The organism is Chryseobacterium sp. KBW03, from assembly GCF_003852415.1.
In the GTDB taxonomy this organism is placed as follows: Bacteria; Bacteroidota; Bacteroidia; order Flavobacteriales; family Weeksellaceae; genus Chryseobacterium; species Chryseobacterium viscerum.
Map to the genome: position 1 here is coordinate 234,425 of NZ_QAJO01000003.1, position 21,677 is coordinate 256,101.

17 protein-coding genes are annotated in these 21,677 nt (G+C 37.4%); 15 read left to right on the forward strand and 2 right to left on the reverse strand.

Translation table 11 applies throughout. The features are described from left to right. The first annotated feature begins 33 nt into the window (after positions 1-33). The 10 genes from DBR39_RS04945 to DBR39_RS04990 all read left to right on the forward strand — a co-directional run bounded on the left by DBR39_RS04945 (position 34) and on the right by DBR39_RS04990 (position 11,328). Positions 34-1,635, forward strand: a complete 1,602-nt coding sequence (locus DBR39_RS04945) for a pyruvate dehydrogenase complex dihydrolipoamide acetyltransferase (protein ID WP_124531108.1) — start codon at positions 34-36, stop codon at positions 1,633-1,635. A gap of 326 nt (positions 1,636-1,961) precedes the next feature. Next, on the forward strand, positions 1,962-2,630 hold the full coding sequence (locus DBR39_RS04950) for an ABC transporter ATP-binding protein (protein ID WP_103232842.1): 669 nt from the start codon (positions 1,962-1,964) through the stop codon (positions 2,628-2,630). A 92-nt stretch (positions 2,631-2,722) separates the two neighbouring features. After that, positions 2,723-3,226: a murein L,D-transpeptidase catalytic domain-containing protein gene (locus tag DBR39_RS04955; RefSeq protein WP_228447792.1), complete on the forward strand. Its 504-nt coding sequence runs from the start codon at positions 2,723-2,725 to the stop codon at positions 3,224-3,226. 16 nt (positions 3,227-3,242) lie between these two features. Further along, on the forward strand, positions 3,243-3,920 hold the full coding sequence (radC, locus tag DBR39_RS04960) for a RadC family protein (protein ID WP_124531110.1): 678 nt from the start codon (positions 3,243-3,245) through the stop codon (positions 3,918-3,920). Continuing rightward, on the forward strand, positions 3,917-4,831 hold the full coding sequence (locus DBR39_RS04965) for a hypothetical protein (RefSeq protein WP_124531111.1): 915 nt from the start codon (positions 3,917-3,919) through the stop codon (positions 4,829-4,831). Before radC ends, DBR39_RS04965 begins: the two co-directional genes overlap by 4 nt. Positions 4,832-4,904: 73 nt before the next feature. Further along, positions 4,905-5,837 carry a phytanoyl-CoA dioxygenase family protein gene (locus DBR39_RS04970; RefSeq protein ID WP_124531112.1) on the forward strand — a complete coding sequence of 311 codons (933 nt, stop codon included), beginning with the start codon at positions 4,905-4,907 and terminating at the stop codon, positions 5,835-5,837. A gap of 86 nt (positions 5,838-5,923) precedes the next feature. Further along, positions 5,924-7,099: a hypothetical protein gene (locus tag DBR39_RS04975; RefSeq protein ID WP_124531113.1), complete on the forward strand. Its 1,176-nt coding sequence runs from the start codon at positions 5,924-5,926 to the stop codon at positions 7,097-7,099. A 24-nt stretch (positions 7,100-7,123) separates the two neighbouring features. Next, positions 7,124-7,636, forward strand: coding sequence for a hypothetical protein (locus DBR39_RS04980; protein WP_124531114.1), 513 nt, complete (start codon positions 7,124-7,126; stop codon positions 7,634-7,636). Positions 7,637-7,653: 17 nt separating this feature from the next. Next, positions 7,654-8,265 carry an inorganic pyrophosphatase gene (locus tag DBR39_RS04985; protein ID WP_124531115.1) on the forward strand — a complete coding sequence of 204 codons (612 nt, stop codon included), beginning with the start codon at positions 7,654-7,656 and terminating at the stop codon, positions 8,263-8,265. 330 nt (positions 8,266-8,595) lie between these two features. After that, positions 8,596-11,328: a sodium-translocating pyrophosphatase gene (locus DBR39_RS04990; protein WP_124531116.1), complete on the forward strand. Its 2,733-nt coding sequence runs from the start codon at positions 8,596-8,598 to the stop codon at positions 11,326-11,328. A gap of 145 nt (positions 11,329-11,473) precedes the next feature. Here DBR39_RS04990 and DBR39_RS04995 read toward each other — a convergent pair whose 3' ends face one another. Continuing rightward, on the reverse strand, positions 11,474-12,613 hold the full coding sequence (locus tag DBR39_RS04995; RefSeq protein WP_124531117.1) for an aminotransferase class I/II-fold pyridoxal phosphate-dependent enzyme: 1,140 nt from the start codon (positions 12,611-12,613) through the stop codon (positions 11,474-11,476). Between the two features lie 160 nt (positions 12,614-12,773). Here DBR39_RS04995 and DBR39_RS05000 point away from each other — a divergent pair, with 160 nt between their 5' ends. The 5 genes from DBR39_RS05000 (at position 12,774) to DBR39_RS05025 (ending at position 18,131) form a co-directional block, all read left to right on the forward strand. After that, a complete protein-coding gene (locus DBR39_RS05000) occupies positions 12,774-13,814 on the forward strand; it encodes a M28 family metallopeptidase (RefSeq protein WP_124531118.1) in 1,041 nt (346 codons plus the stop codon). Positions 13,815-13,923: 109 nt separating this feature from the next. After that, complete coding sequence (locus tag DBR39_RS24545) at positions 13,924-14,760, forward strand: GNAT family N-acetyltransferase (RefSeq protein WP_317127279.1); 837 nt, start codon at positions 13,924-13,926, stop codon at positions 14,758-14,760. After that, positions 14,744-15,244, forward strand: a complete 501-nt coding sequence (locus DBR39_RS05015; protein ID WP_124531119.1) for an endonuclease V — start codon at positions 14,744-14,746, stop codon at positions 15,242-15,244. The genes DBR39_RS24545 and DBR39_RS05015 overlap by 17 nt, the downstream gene beginning before the upstream one ends. A gap of 157 nt (positions 15,245-15,401) precedes the next feature. Next, entirely contained in the window at positions 15,402-16,577 is a 1,176-nt protein-coding gene (locus DBR39_RS05020; RefSeq protein ID WP_124531120.1) for an acetyl-CoA C-acyltransferase, read from the forward strand. 243 nt (positions 16,578-16,820) lie between these two features. After that, positions 16,821-18,131, forward strand: a complete 1,311-nt coding sequence (locus tag DBR39_RS05025) for a T9SS type A sorting domain-containing protein (RefSeq protein ID WP_124531121.1) — start codon at positions 16,821-16,823, stop codon at positions 18,129-18,131. A gap of 169 nt (positions 18,132-18,300) precedes the next feature. Here the strand turns inward: DBR39_RS05025 and DBR39_RS05030 are convergent, their stop codons facing one another. After that, entirely contained in the window at positions 18,301-21,642 is a 3,342-nt protein-coding gene (locus DBR39_RS05030) for a DEAD/DEAH box helicase (RefSeq protein ID WP_124531122.1), read from the reverse strand. Between the last annotated feature and the right edge of the window lie 35 nt (positions 21,643-21,677).

The window sequence follows — 21,677 nt, forward strand, 5'->3', positions numbered from 1 at the left end:
CATCACATTAACAAATTATCATATTAGAAAATTATGGCAGAAGTAATTACGATGCCCCGCCTATCCGACACTATGACGGAAGGTAAAGTGGCAAAATGGCATAAAAAAGTTGGAGATAAAGTAAAAGAAGGAGATATTTTAGCTGAAATTGAAACTGACAAAGCAGTTCAGGATTTCGAATCTGAGATAGAAGGTACCCTTTTATACGTAGGTGTAGAAGAAGGAGGTGCTGCTGCTGTAGACTCTGTTTTAGCAATTATCGGTAATGAAGGAGAAGATATTTCAGGATTGACAGGCGGAGCTGCTGCTCCAAGTGCAGGTTCTGAAGAAAAAAAATCCGAAGAACAACCTAAAGCTGAGGCTCCTGTAACTGAATCTGCTGCGGCAGAAGTTCCGGCTGGAGTAGAAGTTATTACAATGCCTAGACTTTCTGATACAATGACAGAAGGTAAGGTAGCTAAATGGCATAAAAATGTAGGCGATACAGTAAAAGAAGGTGACCTTCTTGCTGAGATCGAAACAGATAAAGCAGTACAGGATTTCGAATCTGAATTCAATGGAGTATTATTGAAGCAAGGTGTAGAAGAAGGAGGAGCTGCTCCTGTTGATTCTATATTAGCCATTATTGGCCCTGCAGGAACTGATATTTCTGCTGTAGGTGCTCCAAAAGCTGCTGCTCAGTCAACTGAAAAACCAGCTGAACAAAAAGCAGAAGCGAAAACAGAAGAAAAAGCTGCTCCGGCTGCTGACGCTTCATCTTCTGACAGAGTGGCAATCTCTCCACTGGCTAAGAAAATGGCTCAGGATAAAGGAGTTGACATCAACAGTGTTCAGGGTTCTGGTGAAAACGGAAGAATCGTTAAAAAAGATATTGAAAACTATCAGCCAGCTGCGAAACCAGCTGCTTCAGCTCCTGCAGCAAGCGCTGCTCCTGTTGCAGTAAACTTCGTACAAGGTGAAGATACAGAGACTCAAAACTCTCAGGTGAGAAATATTATCGCAAAACGTCTTGCTGAAAGTAAATTCTCTGCACCTCACTACTATCTGATGGTTGAGATTAACATGGATAAAGCAATTGAGGCAAGAAAAGAAATCAATTCTTTACCTGATACTAAGATCTCTTTCAATGATATGATCATTAAAGCGACTGCAATTGCTTTAAGAAAACACCCTCAGGTAAATTCAAGCTGGGCTGGTGATAAGATCATCCACAGAGGAAATATCAACATTGGTGTAGCAGTAGCTATTCCTGACGGATTGGTAGTTCCTGTATTGAAAAATACAGATCAGATGACGTACACTCAGATTTCTGCATCCGTAAAAGATATGGCTTCAAGAGCAAAAAGTAAAGGTCTTAAGGCTAATGAAATGGAAGGATCTACATTCTCTATTTCTAACTTAGGAATGTTCGGAATCGAGACATTTACAAGTATCATCAACCAGCCAAACTCTGCAATCCTTTCAGTAGGAGCAATTATCGAAAAACCAATCGTTAAAGATGGTCAGATCGTAGTTGGAAACACCATGAAACTTTCATTGGCATGTGACCACAGAGTGGTAGATGGCGCTACAGGTGCTCAATTCTTACAGACATTAAGAACTTATTTAGAAAGTCCATTAACATTGTTACTGTAATTTTCTGAAATGAAAATAATAGAACCTCCCAAATCGGGAGGTTTTTTTGTTTATTGGGAATTTGAAATACCAATACCCGGAACAATATCTAAAATATTTCATAAATCTTGTTGGTTCGAAAAATAAGAATAAGAGCTATAAGGTTGTAGATTATACTACTGATGTCTAATTCTTATAATCATTAAGAACAAAATTTACAAAATCCATTAAATTTGATTTACTTTCCAAATTGTAAGGAAGGTTTTATTGTGATATCAATTTGAGAATTGAAAATTATCACCGCATTTTTTGATGGAATTTCAAAATCAAATTACTATTTTTGAATCATGATTAAAGCAAGAAATATCCATAAATCTTATGGGAATTTAGAAGTACTGAAAGGAGTTGATATTCATATCAAAATGGGTGAGGTGGTTTCTATTGTAGGAGAATCTGGAGCAGGTAAATCTACATTGCTTCAAATTTTAGGAACTTTGGATCATCCAAGCCAATCAAATAAATATGATACTGAAATTGAAATAGCAGGAGAGTCATTTATTAACATGAATGACAAGCAGTTATCGAAATTTAGAAATCAGAATATTGGCTTTGTATTTCAGTTTCATCAGCTTCTTCCGGAGTTTACCGCACTGGAAAATGTACTGCTTCCGACAAGAATTGCTGGAGCCAATGAAAAAGAAGCACTTGAAAAGGCGTATGCTTTATTTGAAGATTTAAAAATAGAACAAAGACTGCAGCATAAACCCAATCAGCTTTCAGGTGGAGAAGCGCAGAGGGTTGCAGTGGCTAGGGCTTTAATCAATTCACCAAAAATTATTTTTGCAGATGAGCCTACAGGAAACCTGGACTCTAAGAATGCGGATGATCTTCACAGATTGTTTTTCGATCTGAGAGACAAATACAACCAAACCTTTGTGATTGTTACCCACAACCCGAATCTTGCAGAAATAACAGACCGTAAACTCGTTATGAAAGACGGGATGATCATAGAATAGGAGTATACAGACCCCCAATAATGAAACACTTTATTTTTCTTTTTTTAATTTTTATTTCCTGTTCAAAAGTTGAATCTCAACAATTGAGTCCAATGAACGTGCCTCAGGAAAGAATTTCAGAGGTTAAAAATTATATTAAAGGAAAAGAGTATAATCAGGAACTAGCTGTTTTTATTAATTTTAAAATGCCTTCCGGAAAGTACAGGTATTTCATTTATAACCTGAAAAAAAATACAATTGTCCAGCAGGCTGTTGTTTCCCACGGTTCAGGTTCTGTTATTCCACGTTCAGATGCTTTAAAATTCAGTAATACAGAAGGCTCTTACCAGTCATCTCTCGGAAAATATGCCATAGGAGAAAGTTATGTAGGAAAGTTTGGAAAAGCCTATCGCTTAAAAGGGCTGGATTCTACCAATAGCAATGCCATGCAGAGAGCGATTGTACTTCATTCTTATGGATGCATTCCCGATACTGAATCTCAGACTCCGGCATGTTTAAGCTTAGGATGTCCGATGCTTTCTGTAAATGCCTTTAAAGAAACCGCAAAATATATTGATCAGTCTACGAAACCTGTGATTTTATATGCTTTCTATTAATCTATAATATATTTCCATGGCTATAAAACTTCTTGCTGAAGATGACAGACCCAGAGAAAAGTTTTTGCAAAAAGGCAAAAGCTCACTTTCTGATTCTGAGTTGCTGGCTATTATTATGGGAAGTGGAAATAGAGAAGAGAATGCGGTAGAGCTGGCACGGAAAATTTTAATGTCTGTGAACAACAACTGGCATCAGCTGAGTCTGCTTTCTGTTAAAGATCTGATAAAATTCAAAGGAATTGGAGAGACAAAAGCCATTTCGATCATTTCGGCTCTAGAGATAGGAAGAAGAAAAGCTGTACAGGAAATTCCGGAAAAGACGATCATTGGGAATAGCAGTGATGCTTATATTATTCTTAGAAATCAGCTTTCTGATTTGAGAACGGAAGAATTCTGGGCTATTTTTCTAAATAACAACAATAAAGTGATACATGTTTCTCAACTCACCCAGGGAGGCATCAGCCAATCTATTGTAGATGTGAGAATTCTTTACAAAGCAGCGCTGGATCACTTTTCAACAGGGATTATCATTGCACACAATCATCCTTCCGGAAGCTTGAAACCAAGCAGGGAAGATATCAGTATTACACAAAAAATAAAAGAAGCAGGACAGACATTGAGTATCCAGCTTTTAGACCATATTATTGTCACGCAGGATTCCTATTTTAGTTTCTCTGACGCAGGATTATTATGATTAGAAGATTGAAATACCATGAAATTGATTTTGTAAAATATGCTCAATGTTTAGAAAACTCCGAACAAAGAAAATATTCTGCTACAAAAGACTTTTTAGATACTACTTCGACGATGCCATGGGAAATCCTGGTTTATAAAGATTACAAAGCAGTAATGCCTGTACCTTTTGTAAGAAAGTATGGAGTGAAAATTGTACACAACCCAAAACTTTGTCAGCAGCTCGGTGTTTTTTCAGACAAAGATGATGTAGATCTTAATGAAGCTTTTTTAGCATTTCTGGAAAAGAACTACATGATCAGAGCGTATCCTTTTAATGATGTCAATAAGCTTCGTACTAAAATCAGAATCAAAAAGAATTTTTTATTGTATCCTGATTCTTATGAAACTGTACGTGCCAGATATTCTCCTAAAAGAAAAAGAAAGCTTCGGCTGGATGAAGAAGTTTTAAAAGAATCAGAAATCCAAACCATTTCTTATGACAACGCAAAGGCTTTTATCGAAGCCAACACGATAGGACTCAGCAAAGAGAATGACCTGTCTGAATTTATGAGGATTTTCGAAAGTTTTCACAAGTTAGATTATCTGAAGTTCACCGCTTTTTACTATCAAAGTAGGATTGTAAACGTAATTGCCACCTACACAGACTGCAATATGGTAGCACTTTTGGGTAATTTTAATGATAAAGATTATGTGAAATTATCAGGAGCCTCGGTATTGATTGACCATCTGATTAAAGAAAATATCGAAAATCATATCTTTGATTTTGAAGGAGGAGAATTACCGAATATTGAAGAGTTTTTCAGAGGATTCCGTCCGGAATTAAGACCTTACGGCATTATTGAAAATTCAAAGAAAAATCTTTTTAAAAAATTGGGTGACCTTATCATGAAAGGAAAGTCTTTTTTATGATGAAAAGCATTGTTTAGATTGGTTCTAATTAAGTAATATTCTGTAACTTTATAAAATACTAGTAAAAACCGTTATGTTACAACAGATTCGTCAGTACAAATTATCATATATGCTCTATAACTTTTTTAAAAAGAATAAGTTAAAGCATAATATTCCGCTGTATAAAAAATACGGAATCGATAAGAACTATTTTTCAAGTATTTCGAGTAAAGATTTTGCTCATCTTCCTGCCAGTACAAGAACGGTAGACTATACAAAACTTACGGAAACTCCCTTTTTTAAAAAGCTATCAGAAGAAAATAAAGAAAGTACCCTTCAATATGATGATAACGGATATTTGATTCTGAGGAATTTTATTACTCCTGAAACGGCAGATCAAATCAATATGGAAATTGATAAGCTGATGGAAGATGGAACACTGAAGTTTATTTACGGAGGAAAACTGATGTTTGCCATTCATCATTCGGAAATTATTAGAAATATTGGAAGTGACAAGGAATTGTTAGACTTTTTATCTGTTTTGCTGAACGGGAAATCTAAACTTTTTCAAAGTATCAACTTCATCAATGGAAGCCAGCAGAAAACCCATTCAGACAGTATTCACATGACCACTTATCCTTTGGGTGGATTGTTGGGAGTTTGGATTGCACTGGAAGATGTGGATGAAACGAACGGTGCCCTGCATTATATTCCCAAAAGCCATAAACTGCCTTACTTCCTGAATTCAGATTATGATAACGAAGGAACTGCTTTAAAAATCGGGAAGAAAAGCTACAGAGCTTATGAAACTTTCCTTGAAGATAAAGTAAAAGAACTGGGATTAAAAAAAGAAGTTTTTAAAGCGAAAAAAGGAGATCTATTAATCTGGCATGCCAATATCCTTCACGGTGGGGAACCTCACACTGATAAAAACAGAACGAGAAAAAGTCTTGTGTATCATTTCTTTGATGAAAACAGCGTATGCTATCATGAAGTAACCCAAAGACCGGCTCTGTTTGAACTTTAGGGTAACCCCTTATCATAAAAGCTTTTTATAAGAATACGGGTTTAAAAGATAGTTTCTTTACATTTGTATTCTTATAATATCACTGTATGAAAAAAAAGGGAAATATTCTTGTTTTTATATTTTCAATCTATGTCTGCTTCATGTCATACTATCTGTATACCCACCAGTATTACAATACGGATATGGAAGCTTATATGGGGCTGATTTATAAAACAGAATACCCCGATATGAAAATTGAAGAGATTCATCAGAAAGTATATGATGAACTGAGGGAAAAGAACCCCGATTTTGCGGGATTAGGACCTGTAGATCCTATGGTGGAAGAGGTAGCAAAAGGGGAAAGCACATATTACAAAATATTATCAGAAAACCCTAAAGCCTATGAAGAAGAACTGCAGCTTTTTGTGGTAAAACCTTTCTATAACTTTGTCAACTGGTCATTCTTCAAACTTGGTTTCAGTGCTTCTGCCTCAAACTCTTTAATCTCAAGTATTTCTTACGCACTGATTCTTATTCTGATTTTCAGCTTTTTGATAAAAATTCTGAAAAATTATACTTTTGCTTTCATCATCACGATTTTAATTTCCCTGTTCAAGCCTCTTCCGGAGTCAGCAAGGCATGTTTCGGCAGATTCTTTATCATGTCTGTTGCTTCTTTTAAGCTTCTATGTATTTTTAGTGAGAAGGAATTTCTTTCTTGCAGGTATATTTGCCATGTTATGTATTCTGACAAGACCGGAATATTTTATCTTTTATTCATGTCTGTATGGCTTTATTTACCTTTACAGAAACAAACTTCAGGTTAAAACAGTTCCATTGTTTATATCATATGGGTATCTGTTCCTTTCTTTCTTTTTAATACAGGTTTTCAATCAGGTTTCCTGGTCTACGCTATTTATGAATCAGTTTACTCAAGTTCAGATTTATCCTGTTTCGCATCCTGATCCGTTTTTGTTTTCAGATTATATTCATTTTATTAAAAGCAAAATGATGCTGGAATTCAACGCTTCATACTTTCCGATCCTGTTGATTTTTATAGCGGTCATTCTGGCTAATAATTTTTCCATTCGAAATAAAAAAACACAGGCTCAGCTATTGTTTTTTGCAATTATATATGGAACGGTGATGCTGAGATTTTTGGTTTTTCCGTCTTTGGCCAACAGGATGATGCTGGGCTTTTATCTCATCATTATCCTCGCATTGATCTATATCCAGAATTCTAAAGTGGATATCTTTAAAAACTCTTTAGAAGACGGAAAATAATTAGTAATTTTGCAGTCTAAAATTATGACGAGTCTTTCAGGATATTTACCGTATGCATTTGCATTGATTATTGCAATTCCTTTTCTGGTTTTGCTCAGACAATTTGTACACTCGTACATCACCCTTAAAAACCAGGAAATCAAATTACTCACCGTGAAATCAAATTCAGAGAATAAGGCCCATTCCTACGAAAGGATGACCCTGTTTCTGGACAGAATGAAACCGTCAAACCTTATCCAGAGATTTGACAGTGAGTTGGCCGTTCATGAGTTTATTTTCCTTACAGAAAAGACCATTAATGAAGAATTTGAATATAACTCCTCACAACAGTTATACATCACCAAAAATTCATGGAAGAATATCGTAGACTCTAAAAATGCAATTATAGAGCTTCTTCACAAAACCTATGACGGATTGAAAGGAGAGGTTCAGCTGGATGAGTTCAAAACGATTTTCATCATGAACTATATGGAAAGCAATGACTATATTGTTGAAACAATAGAAGATTTAAGAAAAGAAATTTTAATAATAACTTAAAAAATAACAGATAAATAATGATTCCAAATTTTAAAGCACATCCATGGCATGGGGTTTCTGCAGGAGAAGATGCGCCAAATGTTGTAAACGTATTCGTGGAAATCGTTCCTTCAGATACAATTAAATATGAAGTAGATAAAGAAACAGGATTTTTAAAGGTAGACAGACCTCAGAAATTTTCTAATATTATTCCCGCTTTATATGGGTTTGTTCCAAGAACATATTGCCACACTGAAGTTATGAAACTGGCTGTAGAAGCTGGAGCTGATGATGTGACGGAAGGAGATCACGATCCACTTGATATTTGTGTATTAAGCTCTCACAATATTCATTCCGGAGGATTATTAATGGAAGCTATTCCAATCGGTGGATTCAAAATGATCGATGGAGGTGAGGCTGATGATAAAATCGTCGCAGTAATGATCGGTGACCACGCTTTCGGACATTTCAGAGATATTTCTGAGCTTCCGGAGGCAGAAGTTAAAAGATTGATGCACTATTTCTTAACATATAAGAACTTACCGGATGAGCCTGCAAAATGCAGAATTCATGAGGTATATGGAGCTGAGCACGCTAGAAAAGTGATCATCGCTTCTCAAAAAGATTATGCAGAAAAATTCGGAGGATAAAATACTCGGATTTTAAATAAAAAAAGGATAAACAAATTTTTGTTTATCCTTTTTTGTTGGCTAAAAGAACCGTTTCAATGGGAAGCTCTTCTTAACTTTCTTATTCGCTTATTAAATCTTAACGGTTTAATTTATTCAAAGATTTTCTATTCCATGAACTTCTCTTAAACCTTTATTCAGTCTCGTTTTTTTACAGCTTCTGAGCATCATTATTTCGTTGTCATATTTACATTTTTTTTGATGATAAACATCATACTGTTAAAGTTTTTAATGCTTTGATGGTAATTATTTATTATATTTAATTTTCTATTACCAAAAAAATATTAAACTATGGATCTATTTATGTTAGTGCCAATTTTTGGTGTCGTAGCTTTGCTTTATACATTTCTTCAGAGCAACTGGGTAAGTAAACAGAATGCCGGAAATGAAAAAATGAAAATAATCAGCGGCCATATTGCAGACGGTGCAATGGCTTTTCTAAAAGCTGAATACAAAATCTTAACGTACTTTGTTGTAGTGGTCGCCATATTACTGGCGGTGATGGGGTCGAGCAATGCCAACTCACACTGGAGTATCGGAATTGCCTTTGCTGTAGGAGCTATATTCTCCGCATTAGCAGGTTTTATCGGAATGAAAATCGCTACCAAAGCCAATGTGAGGACTGCAGAAGCAGCAAGGACCTCACTTTCAAAAGCTCTTAAAGTATCTTTTACAGGAGGTTCTGTAATGGGAATGGGGGTTGCCGGGCTGGCTGTTTTAGGCTTAGGAACCCTATTCATCATCATTAAGCAGATCTTTGCTCCCGAGGCCACAGTAGATTCTTTGGAAATGGAAAAAACCATCGAAATTCTTACCGGATTTTCTCTGGGAGCTGAGTCTATAGCACTTTTTGCAAGAGTGGGTGGTGGTATATATACAAAAGCGGCAGATGTAGGTGCCGACCTTGTAGGAAAAGTGGAAGCCGGAATCCCGGAAGACGATCCCCGAAATCCGGCAACAATTGCAGATAATGTAGGTGATAATGTAGGAGATGTGGCAGGAATGGGAGCTGACCTTTTTGGATCTTATGTTGCAACAGTTTTAGCCACCATGGTCTTAGGCCGGGAAACTATTTCAGAGGATGCTTTCGGAGGCTTTGCCCCAATCCTTTTACCGATGCTGATAGCAGGAACAGGAATTATATTTTCGATGATCGGAACTTTATTTGTTAAAATTAATGATAATGAAGGTTCATCTACTTCCAGTGTACAAAATGCATTAAACCTTGGAAACTGGGGAAGCATTGTAATTACTGCCATTGCCTCTTATTTTCTGGTGACTTATATCCTTCCTGAAAAAATGGTTCTTAGAGGCCACGAATTTACTAAAATGGGAGTATTTGGAGCCATAATGGTAGGATTGGTAGTAGGAACCCTGATGAGTATCATCACAGAATACTATACAGCTATGGGCAAGAGACCCGTTTCCAGCATTGTGAGGCAGTCTTCTACAGGCCATGCAACAAATATTATCGGCGGCTTGGCTGTTGGTATGGAATCCACACTTCTTCCAATTCTTGTATTGGCAGGTGGTATTTACGGATCTTATTTATGTGCCGGACTGTACGGAGTCGCCATTGCAGCTGCCGGAATGATGGCAACTACTGCCATGCAGCTCGCTATTGATGCTTTCGGACCGATTGCAGATAATGCCGGAGGAATTGCTGAAATGAGTGAACTTCCAAAAGAAGTACGTGAAAAAACAGATATTCTGGATGCTGTAGGAAATACAACTGCAGCTACAGGAAAAGGATTTGCAATTGCTTCAGCAGCTTTGACGGCATTAGCATTATTTGCGGCTTTTGTAGGGATTGCAGGCATTGATGGAATTGATATTTACAGAGCAGATGTTCTTGCCGGATTATTTGTCGGTGGGATGATTCCGTTTATCTTTTCATCGTTAGCCATTACAGCAGTTGGACAGGCAGCGATGGCAATGGTGGAGGAAGTAAGAAGACAATTCCGTGAAATTCCGGGAATACTGGAAGGGAAAGCACAGCCAGAATATGAAAAATGTGTTGCGATCTCTACCGATGCTTCTATCAGAAAAATGATGCTTCCTGGTGCTATAGCCATTGTTTCTCCATTATTGATGGGATTTATTTTCGGACCTGAAGTATTGGGAGGTTTCCTTGCAGGAGCTACCGTATGTGGAGTTTTGATGGGAATGTTCCAGAATAATGCAGGAGGAGCGTGGGATAATGCTAAAAAATCATTTGAAAAAGGAGTGGATATCAATGGACAGACGTATTACAAAGGTTCAGAGCCTCATAAAGCATCTGTAACAGGAGATACGGTTGGAGATCCTTTTAAAGATACATCTGGGCCATCTATGAATATTTTGATCAAATTAATGTCAATCGTTTCATTGGTTATTGCGCCGACTTTAGCCGTTTTACATAAAGATAAAATTGAAGCGAACAGAAAAGCAAAAATTGAAAGCCTTACAGGGATTTCCAATGCTGCAACGGGTGTTAATGGAGATACGAAAATCATTACTGCTGTTCCGGGAGAAATTAAAGGACACCTTAATGAAAGCGGAGACTTTGTATATGAAACAGGGAATATTCAGAAAATAAAGCTGGATGGAGGAAAAACGATTGCCATTGGAGATGGAAGTCAGCTTTATCAGCTTTATAATGTGGTGAAGCAAAAAGACAAATCTGCATTAGACCCGAATAAATGGTACACAATTGAAAACCTTTATTTTGAAACAGGTTCAAGTGATCTGAAAGCAGAATCCGTACTTCAGGTGAATACGTTGGCTGAAATTTTAAATGCCTATCCGGATTTAAAAATTAAATTAGGCGGATATACAGACAATAGTGGTAATGAGGATAGTAATATCAAGTTATCCAATTTAAGAGCGCAAACTGCAAAATTGAAACTTCTTGAATTAGGAATTTCAGCAGACAGAATAGAAGCTGAAGGATATGGATCCCAACATCCGGTATGCGAAGCGAATGATACGGACGAGTGTAAAGCAAAAAACAGAAGAATTGACGTAAGAGTTCTGGCTCTTTAGAATCAATGTTAAAATAATAGAAAAGCATCGCTCTGGCGGTGCTTTTTTTATGGGGTATTCTTAAAAATAAAACTCAGGCAAATAAAATACCTGCAGTTATCTGTGAAAATCTGTGCAATCCGCGGGAAAACTAATGTGGAAAAAATCAAAGATTCCTTTTCAAATGTTCCATTGCCTGAATAATCAGTTCATCTTTTTTTGCAAAGCTAAACCTGATATAATCAGAATTATCTCTTGAATTATAAAAAGCAGAAAGAGGAAGGCAGGAAACTTTTTTCTCAATCGTAAGCCATTTTGAAAATTCTACATCGGTCATTGTTTTAGAAACATTGCGGAAATTGACAATCTGAAAAACACTTCCTTCCGCCTGTTGCTCTACCTGCAGGGGAGTTTCCCGGATCAGCTGATTAAAAATATCTCTTTTATTCTGCATTATTTCTTTATTGATAGCCGGGTCAAATACATCCAGATACTTTGCGATAGCATATTGCGCAGGAGCATTGGCACTGTAAGAAATATATTGCTGATGGCATTGAAATTTTTCAGTTAATGCTTCAGAAGCAAGCATATAGCTGACCTTCCATCCGGAAGTATGAAACATTTTACCAAAAGAAAAAATACAGAATGTCTTTTCTCTGAGCCCTGGATGAATAAAGGAACTGTAATGTTCCGTTTCATCATAGCAATAGGTGTCATATATTTCTTCGGAAATCAAATAGATTTCACGCTCTTTAATCAGTTCGTACAACTGGCTCCAGTCTTCTTTTTTCCATACTTTTCCCGTTGGGTTCTGGGGAGAATTGACAATAATAGCTTTGGTTTTCTCCGAAATACAGTTTTTAAATAAGTCCCAGTCGATCGTAAAATCACCTTCAAGATCGTAATAGACAGGGATTCCGCCATTCATGACAACAGCAGGTCCATACGTGTAGTAGGACGGTTGAATAATGATGACTTCATCATGTTGATTAATAATAGATTTGAGGGAAGTATATAAAGCAAAGGTTGCACAGGGAACAATGGTAACTTCACCAGAAGTAATAGTGATTTGATGATTCCGTTTTGCATTGAAGCGGATGATGCTTTCAATCAGAAGGGGATTACCGGCAAGAGGTTCGTAATGATAAGTGTCTTTTTCAGAGGCTTCTTTTAAAAAGATTTTCAGACGTTCGTCAATATCAAAGTCGGGAAGTCCCAGAGAAAGATCAAAGCTTCCGTGTCTGGCAGCCAGTTCGGACATTTCTGTAAAAAAGGAATAATGAGTAAATCCGTAAATTTTATCCACCTATTTTGTATTTTAATCAAATATAATAAAAATTCAATACCGTATTGAATTTAAAATTGACGTATTGTTAAATTTGTGTAGTAATTTGTATTCTCTTATCCTGTTTATTTCTTCCATTCGGATTCAATAAAATTTGTTATTTTTAAGAAATTTATTCTTTATGAAAAAAATACTTATTCCGCTATTTGCCATGGCTGTAGTAACCAGTTGTGGAACGGCAAACATATCTGATGGGAATGCTTCACATCCTGTTTCCACAAAACATAGTAATGCATTTAACAATGCATACAAAGTGATAAGCGCTGAAGCTTTAAAAAAGAATCTCTACGTGATTGCTGCAGATGATATGGAAGGAAGAGATACGGGAAGCAAAGGACAGAAAAAAGCGGGTGAGTATATGATCAATTACTATAAAAGCCTCGGAATTTCAGGGCCTAAAGCATTAGGTTCCTATTATCAGAAAGTTCCGTCAGAATTTATGAAGAAAAGAGGCGGTGGAAACCTTCCTGATTCTGAAAATATTCTGGCTTTTATCGAAGGAAGTGAAAAGCCAGAAGAAATTGTAGTCATTTCAGCACATTATGATCATGTGGGAACAAAAAATGGTGTGGTATACAACGGAGCCGATGATGACGGAAGCGGAACTGTTGCTGTCATGGAAATTGCCAAAGCATTCCAGGAAGCTAAAAAAGCAGGGAAAGGACCTAAAAGATCCATTCTGTTCTTGCATGTTACAGGAGAAGAACACGGTCTGTTTGGTTCAGAATATTACTCAGAAAATCCTGTTTTTCCATTAGCCAATACTGTTGTTGACCTTAATATTGACATGATAGGACGGGATGATCCTGCTAACAGAGGAAAACAATACGTCTATGTGATTGGTTCGGAAATGTTAAGTTCTCAGCTTAAAGTGATCAATGAAGCAGCAAATAAGAGAACCAATAACCTGGAACTTAATTACAAATATGATGATTTGAATGACCCTGAGCAGCTGTATTACCGTTCAGATCACTATAATTTTGCCAAACATAATATTCCTGTAGCATTCTTCTTTGACGGTATTCATGAAGACTATCATAAACCAGGTGATGATCCTGAAAAGATAGATTATCAGCTATTGCAGAAAAGAACCCAGCTTATTTTCACAACCGCCTGGGATATTGCCAACAGAGAAGAGAGAATTGTTGTTGATAAGAAATAATAACAAGTTTTATTTTGGATTGTTTCTTACCCCTTGTCAAGGTTTTAAACCTTGACAAGGGGTAAGAAAAATATTTCAGGCCCTTAAGCTTATCAACAAAACAATTACCATGAATATAATTATCAGAGAAGCAAAACCAGAAGACATTCCACAAATACAGATTGTAAGAAATGCTGTGAAGGAAAACACCCTCTCAGATCCGGGATTGGTTACTGATAAAGATTGTGAAGAATTTTTGTTTCAAAGAGGAAAAGGATGGGTAAGTGAAGTGGAAGGTCGGGTTGTAGGTTTTTCTATAGCAGACCTTAAAGACAATAATATATGGGCATTGTTTGTACATCCTGATTTTGAAAATCAGCGAATTGGAAGAAAACTTCATGATGTGATGCTCGACTGGTATTTTGAACAGAATAAAGACTATGTCTGGCTTGGTACTTCGCCGGGAACAAGGGCAGAAAATTTCTACAGGAAATCCGGTTGGAAGGAAGCAGGAACCCATGGAAATGGAGAGGTTAAGTTTGAAATGACTTATGAAAATTGGAAAAATAAAGACCTCATGAAATCGCCGCTAAAATCAATCAGACCGTTTATTGGTGCACGAAATTTTAAAATCAGCAGAAACTTTTATAAAGATCTTGGGTTTGAAGAAGTTGTGCTTGAGCCTAAGCTGTCCCTTTTTATACGGCAGGAAATAGGATTTTATCTTCAGGATTATTATGCAAAAGAATGGGTTGACAATACCATGATTTTTATGGAAGTTGCCAATACAGAGGAATTCTGGAAGGAGCTTTTGTCTTTAGGGCTTACAGATACATATGAAAATGTAAGACTTACTCCTGTGAGAACGATGGATTGGGGAAAAGAGTGTTTTGTACACGATCCGTCCGGGATTTTATGGCATTTTGGTGAGTTTTTAAGGAAAAGAAATTATGATTTACGCATTTGATACCTATTATTACGAGGATTATGCTAATACAGTGTGTATTGCATTTGAAAACTGGACTTCTGAAAAAGAAGTAGAGACGTTTATAGAAGAAACTCCTGTGACTTCAGAATATGAAAGTGGAGCTTTTTACAAAAGAGAACTGCCGTGCATTTTGAGCCTGTTAAATAAAATAGCATTAAAGCCGGAAGACATTATCATTGTTGACGGATATGTTACGCTTGACAACAATGGCAAAATTGGCTTAGGTGGACATCTTTATGAAGCACTGGAAGAAAAGTGTCCTATTATTGGGATTGCAAAGAACGATTTTACAACTCCCGATTCACAGCGGAGAAGTGTTTTCCGTGGGGAAAGTAAAACACCGCTTTTTGTAACGGCCAGAGGGTTTGATGTAGATGAAGTTAAGCTAAAAGTAGAACAGATGCATGGAGATTATAGAATACCCACGCTGTTGAAAAAACTGGATCAACTGAGCAGAACTTAAAAAATTAAAGTCTTACTGTAGAAAGTAAGACTTTTTTAATATCATTAATATACCAATCGGTATATTTCGCTATCTTTGTATATCCCTCCTGATCAATAAAAGAGGGAATTTTTTTAATAAAAATAATACCAATCGGTATATTGTAAAATAATATCTTATGAAAGAAGTATTTATAGTGGCAGCCAAAAGAACCCCTGTTGGTGGGTTTATGGGCAGCCTTTCCGGATTTACAGCAACTCAATTGGGTGCTATAGCAATACAGAACACATATGAAAGTATTGGGCTTGCTCCTGAGTATGTAGACAGTGTGTATATGGGAAATGTTTTAAGTGCTGGATTGGGCCAGTCACCGGCAAGGCAGGCAGCTGTTTTTGCAGGAATCCCTGTGGATAAAGATGCAACAACGATTAATAAAGTCTGTGCTTCCGGAATGAAAGCTGCAATCATTGGCGCTCAGCAGATTCAGCTGGGGCTGGAGAATATCGTTATGACGGGCGGAATGGAAAGTATGAGCAATGTTCCGCACTATACGAAACTCCGTCAGGGAACAAAGCTGGGAGATACCAGTCTTACGGATGGCCTCATTAAAGATGGCCTTTGGGATGTATATAATGACTTCCATATGGGAAGTGCTGCCGAACTGGGAGTGAAAAAGTATGGGCTCACCAGACAGGAACTTGATGACTATGCATTGCTTTCCTATCAGAGAGCTCAGGAAGCCGCAAAAAACGGGAGATTCAGCAATGAGCTGATCCATGTATCCTTTGAAACAAAAAAGGGAACTACGATCGTGGATAAAGATGAAGATATTGATAAACTTATCCCTGAGAAAATTTCTCTTCTGAAACCCGCATTTGAAGCAGATGGAACATTGACAGCCGCTAATTCCAGTAATTTGAATGACGGAGCTTCTGCAATAGTATTAGGATCTTCAGAGGCTATAGAACATCATCATCTTAAGCCATTGGCAAGGATAATCGCTTATGCAGATGCAGCCCAGTCCCCGGAATGGTTTACGACTTCACCTTCTGTAGCCATTCAAAAGCTTCTGAAACAAACTGGTCTTAGCTTATCTGATATCGATTTTTTCGAAATCAATGAAGCCTATTCTTCAGTCATTCTGTCCAATCAGAAAATTCTTGAATATGATTTAAACAAGGTAAATGTGTATGGCGGAGCTGTTGCATTAGGACACCCCATTGGTGCTTCAGGAGCAAGGATTATCACAACACTGGTCAACGTCTTGCATCAGGAAAAAGGGAGATACGGTATTGCTGCCATCTGCAACGGGGGCGGGGGAGCCTCAGCAATTCTTATTGAAAATATAGGATAAAAGATGTAAAATTCCCTTTATTTCTTATTTTAAAATATAAAATACCTTTCCTGCGAGTACAATTTCGGGGAAGGTATTTTTTTATATAACAAATTGATTATCCATGAGTAATTTGAATTATTCCATGCGTAATAATAAGGTATAAAACGCCTATTTTTGATAAACTGATAAATATCATTACGTTGTTATTTTTATTAATTCTAAATAAATATAAATTTGTATCAAGAAATTTAAACAAGAAAAATGAAAAAAATAACTACTCTTTCTGGTATTGTACTTTGCTCACTGATGAACGCCCAATTACAGTATTGTATGCCCGCGTTTCAGTATGGAGCAGACAGCAATATGATCAGTAATGTTACTTTAGGAACGATTAATAATTCGTCACCGGTTCAGTCAGGGAATGCACAGATTTATGAAAATTTCACGTCAATATCTACCGATCTGCAGTCCGGGAACTCTTATCCGATATCGATAAAAGGTCCTTCCAGTACATTTCCGAGCGATGTAGTTGTTTTTATAGATTTTAATAAGAACGGTAATTTTGATGATGCCGGGGAAAGCTTCTATATCGGAAGACTGGCAGCCGCTAATCCAGCCAATGCTTTTACAATCAGCAATACGATAACCGTTCCAGCCAATGCTGCCAGTGGAAGCACAAGGATGAGGGTTCTTAAAAATACAAATGTTCAGGCTTACTCCAATCCTGCAGCGGCTAACTCAATCAGCTCAGCTTGTGATTCCAGTTTAAGAGCAGGACAAACAGAAGATTATACCGTGAATATTATAGGGAATACGGTAAGTTTCCCAGCCCCTTACTGTGGAGCAGAGAATGTGACCAGCCTTACAGTAAGTGAAATAAGCAAGGTAGAATTTGCCGGAACTGTTAGAAGCAGTGCTATTGATGGAAACTCGGATGTTCTTGAAAATTTTACAGCGACTGTCTTTACGGTCAACCGTGGAAATAGCTATCCTATAACGGTTACAGGAGGTACCCATGGACAGAATACCGTATCAGCGTACGCCTATATTGATTTTAACCATAATAATCAGTTTGATGCTGATGAAAAAATTGACCTGGGATATCTGGACAATTCCAATCCGGTTTCTAGTACGGAATCGGGAGTTACGACAGCTAACATTACCATTCCGGCAGGTGCACAGTTGGGAGACACTCGTTTCAGGCTGGTAAAAGCTTATGAATCCAGTTCCTGGATGGGAACTTTGGAGAATCTTCCATGTCTTTCAGGGTGGTTTATCGGGCAGGTAGAGGATTATACACTTAAGATTCAACCGGAAAGCCTTTCAACAATTGAAGTTTCTAAAGAGGCATCAGCTACCGTTAAAATATATCCAAATCCTACAACAAATACCGTAACCATCAAGATGAAGGAAGGATTGGAGAAATATGAAATTTATAATATGTCAGGACAAAAAATGCTGGAAGGTAATTCGATGACCGTACATATGGAGAGCTTAATATCCGGAACATATCTGATAAAAATTCTTACAAAAGATCAAAAACTCATTACAGAAAAGATTATTAAAAAATAGACACATCATATCTAAATCATATCCATATCAATTTTTGTTTTTATCGACAGGTCCTTTACCTGTCGGTTTTTTTATTTTTAGAAATCACAGGAAACTCTTTATTTAAAAGGTTTTAACTAAAAAGGTTTAATGCCGTGAGGAAAATACATGGATTGCAGCGGGGATGTTTTTAGGCACCGGATCCCAGCAAATTCATAAGATCCTGCCTGGATAATCCCTGGAATTTTTTCCCATCGGTTGTAAGCAGATTTTCGGCCAGCTGTTTTTTCTTTTTTTGAAGTGTAAGGATTTTTTCCTCCACAGTATTAGAACATATCATTCGGACAGCAATTACATTTTTGGTTTGTCCGATACGGTAACTGCGGTCAATGGCTTGATTTTCAGCAGCAGGATTCCACCATGGATCCACAAGATAAATATAATCGGCCTGGGTTAGGTTGAGACCTACACCGCCAGCTTTTAAACTAATCAGGAATACCCGGATATTTTCATTTTTCTGAAAATTCGCCACCTTTTCTCCTCTGTCTTTAGTCTGTCCCGTCAGATATTCAAACTGAATATTATGATGTTCCAGTTCTGTCTTTATAAGATCCAGCATTCCCACAAACTGTGAGAAAACAAGAATTTTATGGTCTTTCGATTTCCCAAGGATCTGTTCCATCAGAATTTCGATTTTAACGGCATTTTCACCGGAATATCCCTCTTTCATCAGAACAGGAGAATTACAGATCTGTCTGAGCCTTGTAAGCCCCGTAAGGACGTGCATGCTGTTTTTATTCAGATCATCGTCATCATTGGCAGCGATAAATTCACGAAGTTCCTTTTCATAAGCATCGTATATTCTGCGCTGTTCCGCATTCATCTCACAATAGATGACCGTTTCTGTTTTTTCCGGAAGCTCTTTGGCCACCTGTTTCTTCGTTCTTCTGAGGATGAAGGGCTTTATCTTTTGCTGAAGCTCCATTGCACTTTTACTGTACTCGAACTTATCAATAGGAATGGCATAAATATCTTTAAAATACTGTTTGCTTCCCAATAGTCCCGGGCAGGCAAATGAAAGCTGGCTGTAAAGGTCAAAAGTGCTGTTCTCAACAGGAGTTCCTGTCAGAACAATTCTGTTTCTCGATTGAAGGAGGCGTGCTGCTTTGTATCTCTCGGAATTTGGGTTTTTAATGGTCTGTGATTCATCCAGAAAAATATAATTGAAATTAAAATTTTTCAGAAATCGAATGTCAGAAAGGATCATTCCATACGTCGTAAGGACTACTTCGTAATCAGGCATATGAGCCGTTGTCTTTGGGCGGTCTGCACCATAATGCAGCCCAACTTTTATAGAAGGTGCAAATCTTCTGATCTCATCCTGCCAGTTGAAAAGCAGGGAAGTGGGAACCACAATAAGATTGGTGGTATGTCCCCGTTTCTCCCTTTGTGACAGAATGAAAGCAATGATCTGAATTGTTTTTCCAAGCCCCATATCATCTGCCAGACATCCTCCGAAGTTGAAACCATCAAGAAAATTGAGCCAGTTCAGTCCGTCATGCTGATAATCCCGCAGCTCAGCTTTCAGCTCCGCAGGAATATTGACCTTGGGAATCGCTTTTCCTGTCGAAAATTGAGTCGAATAAGACGTTATTTCATCCTGAACTTCTTTACTCAGGACTTCTTTTTCAAATAGCGAAGAAACCTCAGTAAAATTGATTTTAGGAATTTTCAGAAGCTCTTCGTCAATTTCACCTGACTGGAAGTAACCCGCTATCTTTTCCATCCATTCTTCAGGGAGAATCCCCAGGCTGCCGTCATCCAGCTGAACAAATTTACTTTTATTGCGAATGGCCCGGTGAAGCTGTTTTAAAGAGGCTTCTTTGGGTCCAAATGCCACCTTTAGCTTAGCATTAAACCAATCCAGTCCGCTGGTAATCTGAATGTTGATCTTGGCCCGGTGAGAACTTAATTTATTGTTTTTTAATTCATTAAAACCCAGGATGGTGATCCCTTCGTTTCTCCAGATCTCAAATGCTTCAAGAAACCAATTGTTATCCAGGAACTTATCTCTGTGAAGATAAAAATACTGGTATCCGTCCATCTGCTCTTCAAAATCAGAATGCTGCTGCATGATGAGGGACGTAAAACGGGCTTCTGCAGATTCATTTCTTTCTATTTTAAATGGGTTTCCATTCTGATCCGTATCAAAAAGCTGCTTTCGGGAATAGACAGGAACTTCAACGTCTCCGTATTTCATAACGGGCGTAATTCCTATATAATTTTCCTGCTGACGAAGATAAACGACTTTTTCAGTCTTATAATTTTTGTCTTCAAGCTGTACTTTTGTTGCAGGCTGTATGTAGCTGTAATTAATATGAATACGTTCTTCAATAGCAGAGAGAATGTTCTGCATAAATGCTTCGTATTTTGAAGAATGAACGAGTAAAATCTCATTATTAGCCTTAAAAAACCTAATGATTCTGAGCATGTCAGGATGATCTACAAAGCTGAAAGTGTTTCGGTTATAAACAAAATACTCATTTCTAAGAACAATATTTTTAAAAGGAACAGAAATGTCATTAAACTGTAACTCACCCGTTATTTCATAGAACGGATCTTTCTTAAATACAGATAATTGCACTTCGGCATCTAAAGTATTTAATTCAACATAAGAAAGTGACTTTGCGGAAACGGTTTCTGCAATTTCGCGGTCGTGATAAAAGACTTCCAGTTCCAGAGGATTTTGCACAATGAGCTTTAAAGCTTCCAGTTCTGCAGGATTGTAATCCTCATTATAATTATTCTGAAAAGAGGTAATCGCGGTGTAAAATTTGATGTCCGCAGGCTTTTCTGCTTTCCATATCAGTTGCATGGCATCTACAGAAGTCACAGGATTTTTTATTTTCCCGGTTTGCGTTGTTTCGGCTTCCATCAGAGAAAAAGTCAGGTGGTTATAATACCGGTGTTTGCCGATAACCAATATCTGTTTTTTGCCTGTTTCCAATACTGCCAGTTCATCCAGTTTAGACGGATGCTGTGGAAGAAGATCTCTTGTAAGCAACATATCATCTACAGGCAGCATTTCCTTGATCTTTGGAAGTATTTCAATGCTGCCATTCATATATTCCAGCTGAAAATAGAGGTCGAGATCTGGTTCATTTTCCAGACCATATCCTTTGGCCTTAGGAACAAGTGTCTTTTTGCGGAGGGTCTCATCAAAAAAAAGGCGGTAATTTTTATCCTCGATAATACAGTGGATAATTTCTGCCTGATGGGAACAAAGCTGGTTTTTCGGGTTGTCACAGGTACAGGAGCAGAGTAGTGAACTGCCGATTCTGCTGATCGTGACAATGGGAAAATCCTGCAGTGAAGATTGTTTGGTAAATATTCCTGTATTATTTTCAAGAGCAACAGGGTAGATCTCACGAAAATCCCTGATTCCGATAAATGTGCTGTCTGAAGTATGTTTCAAGAGATCATATACAGAAAGTGTACTGATATTGATGTTTTCAAGAATATATTCTGCCATAAGAATTGATAAAGCAAACTTACAAAAAACAAATC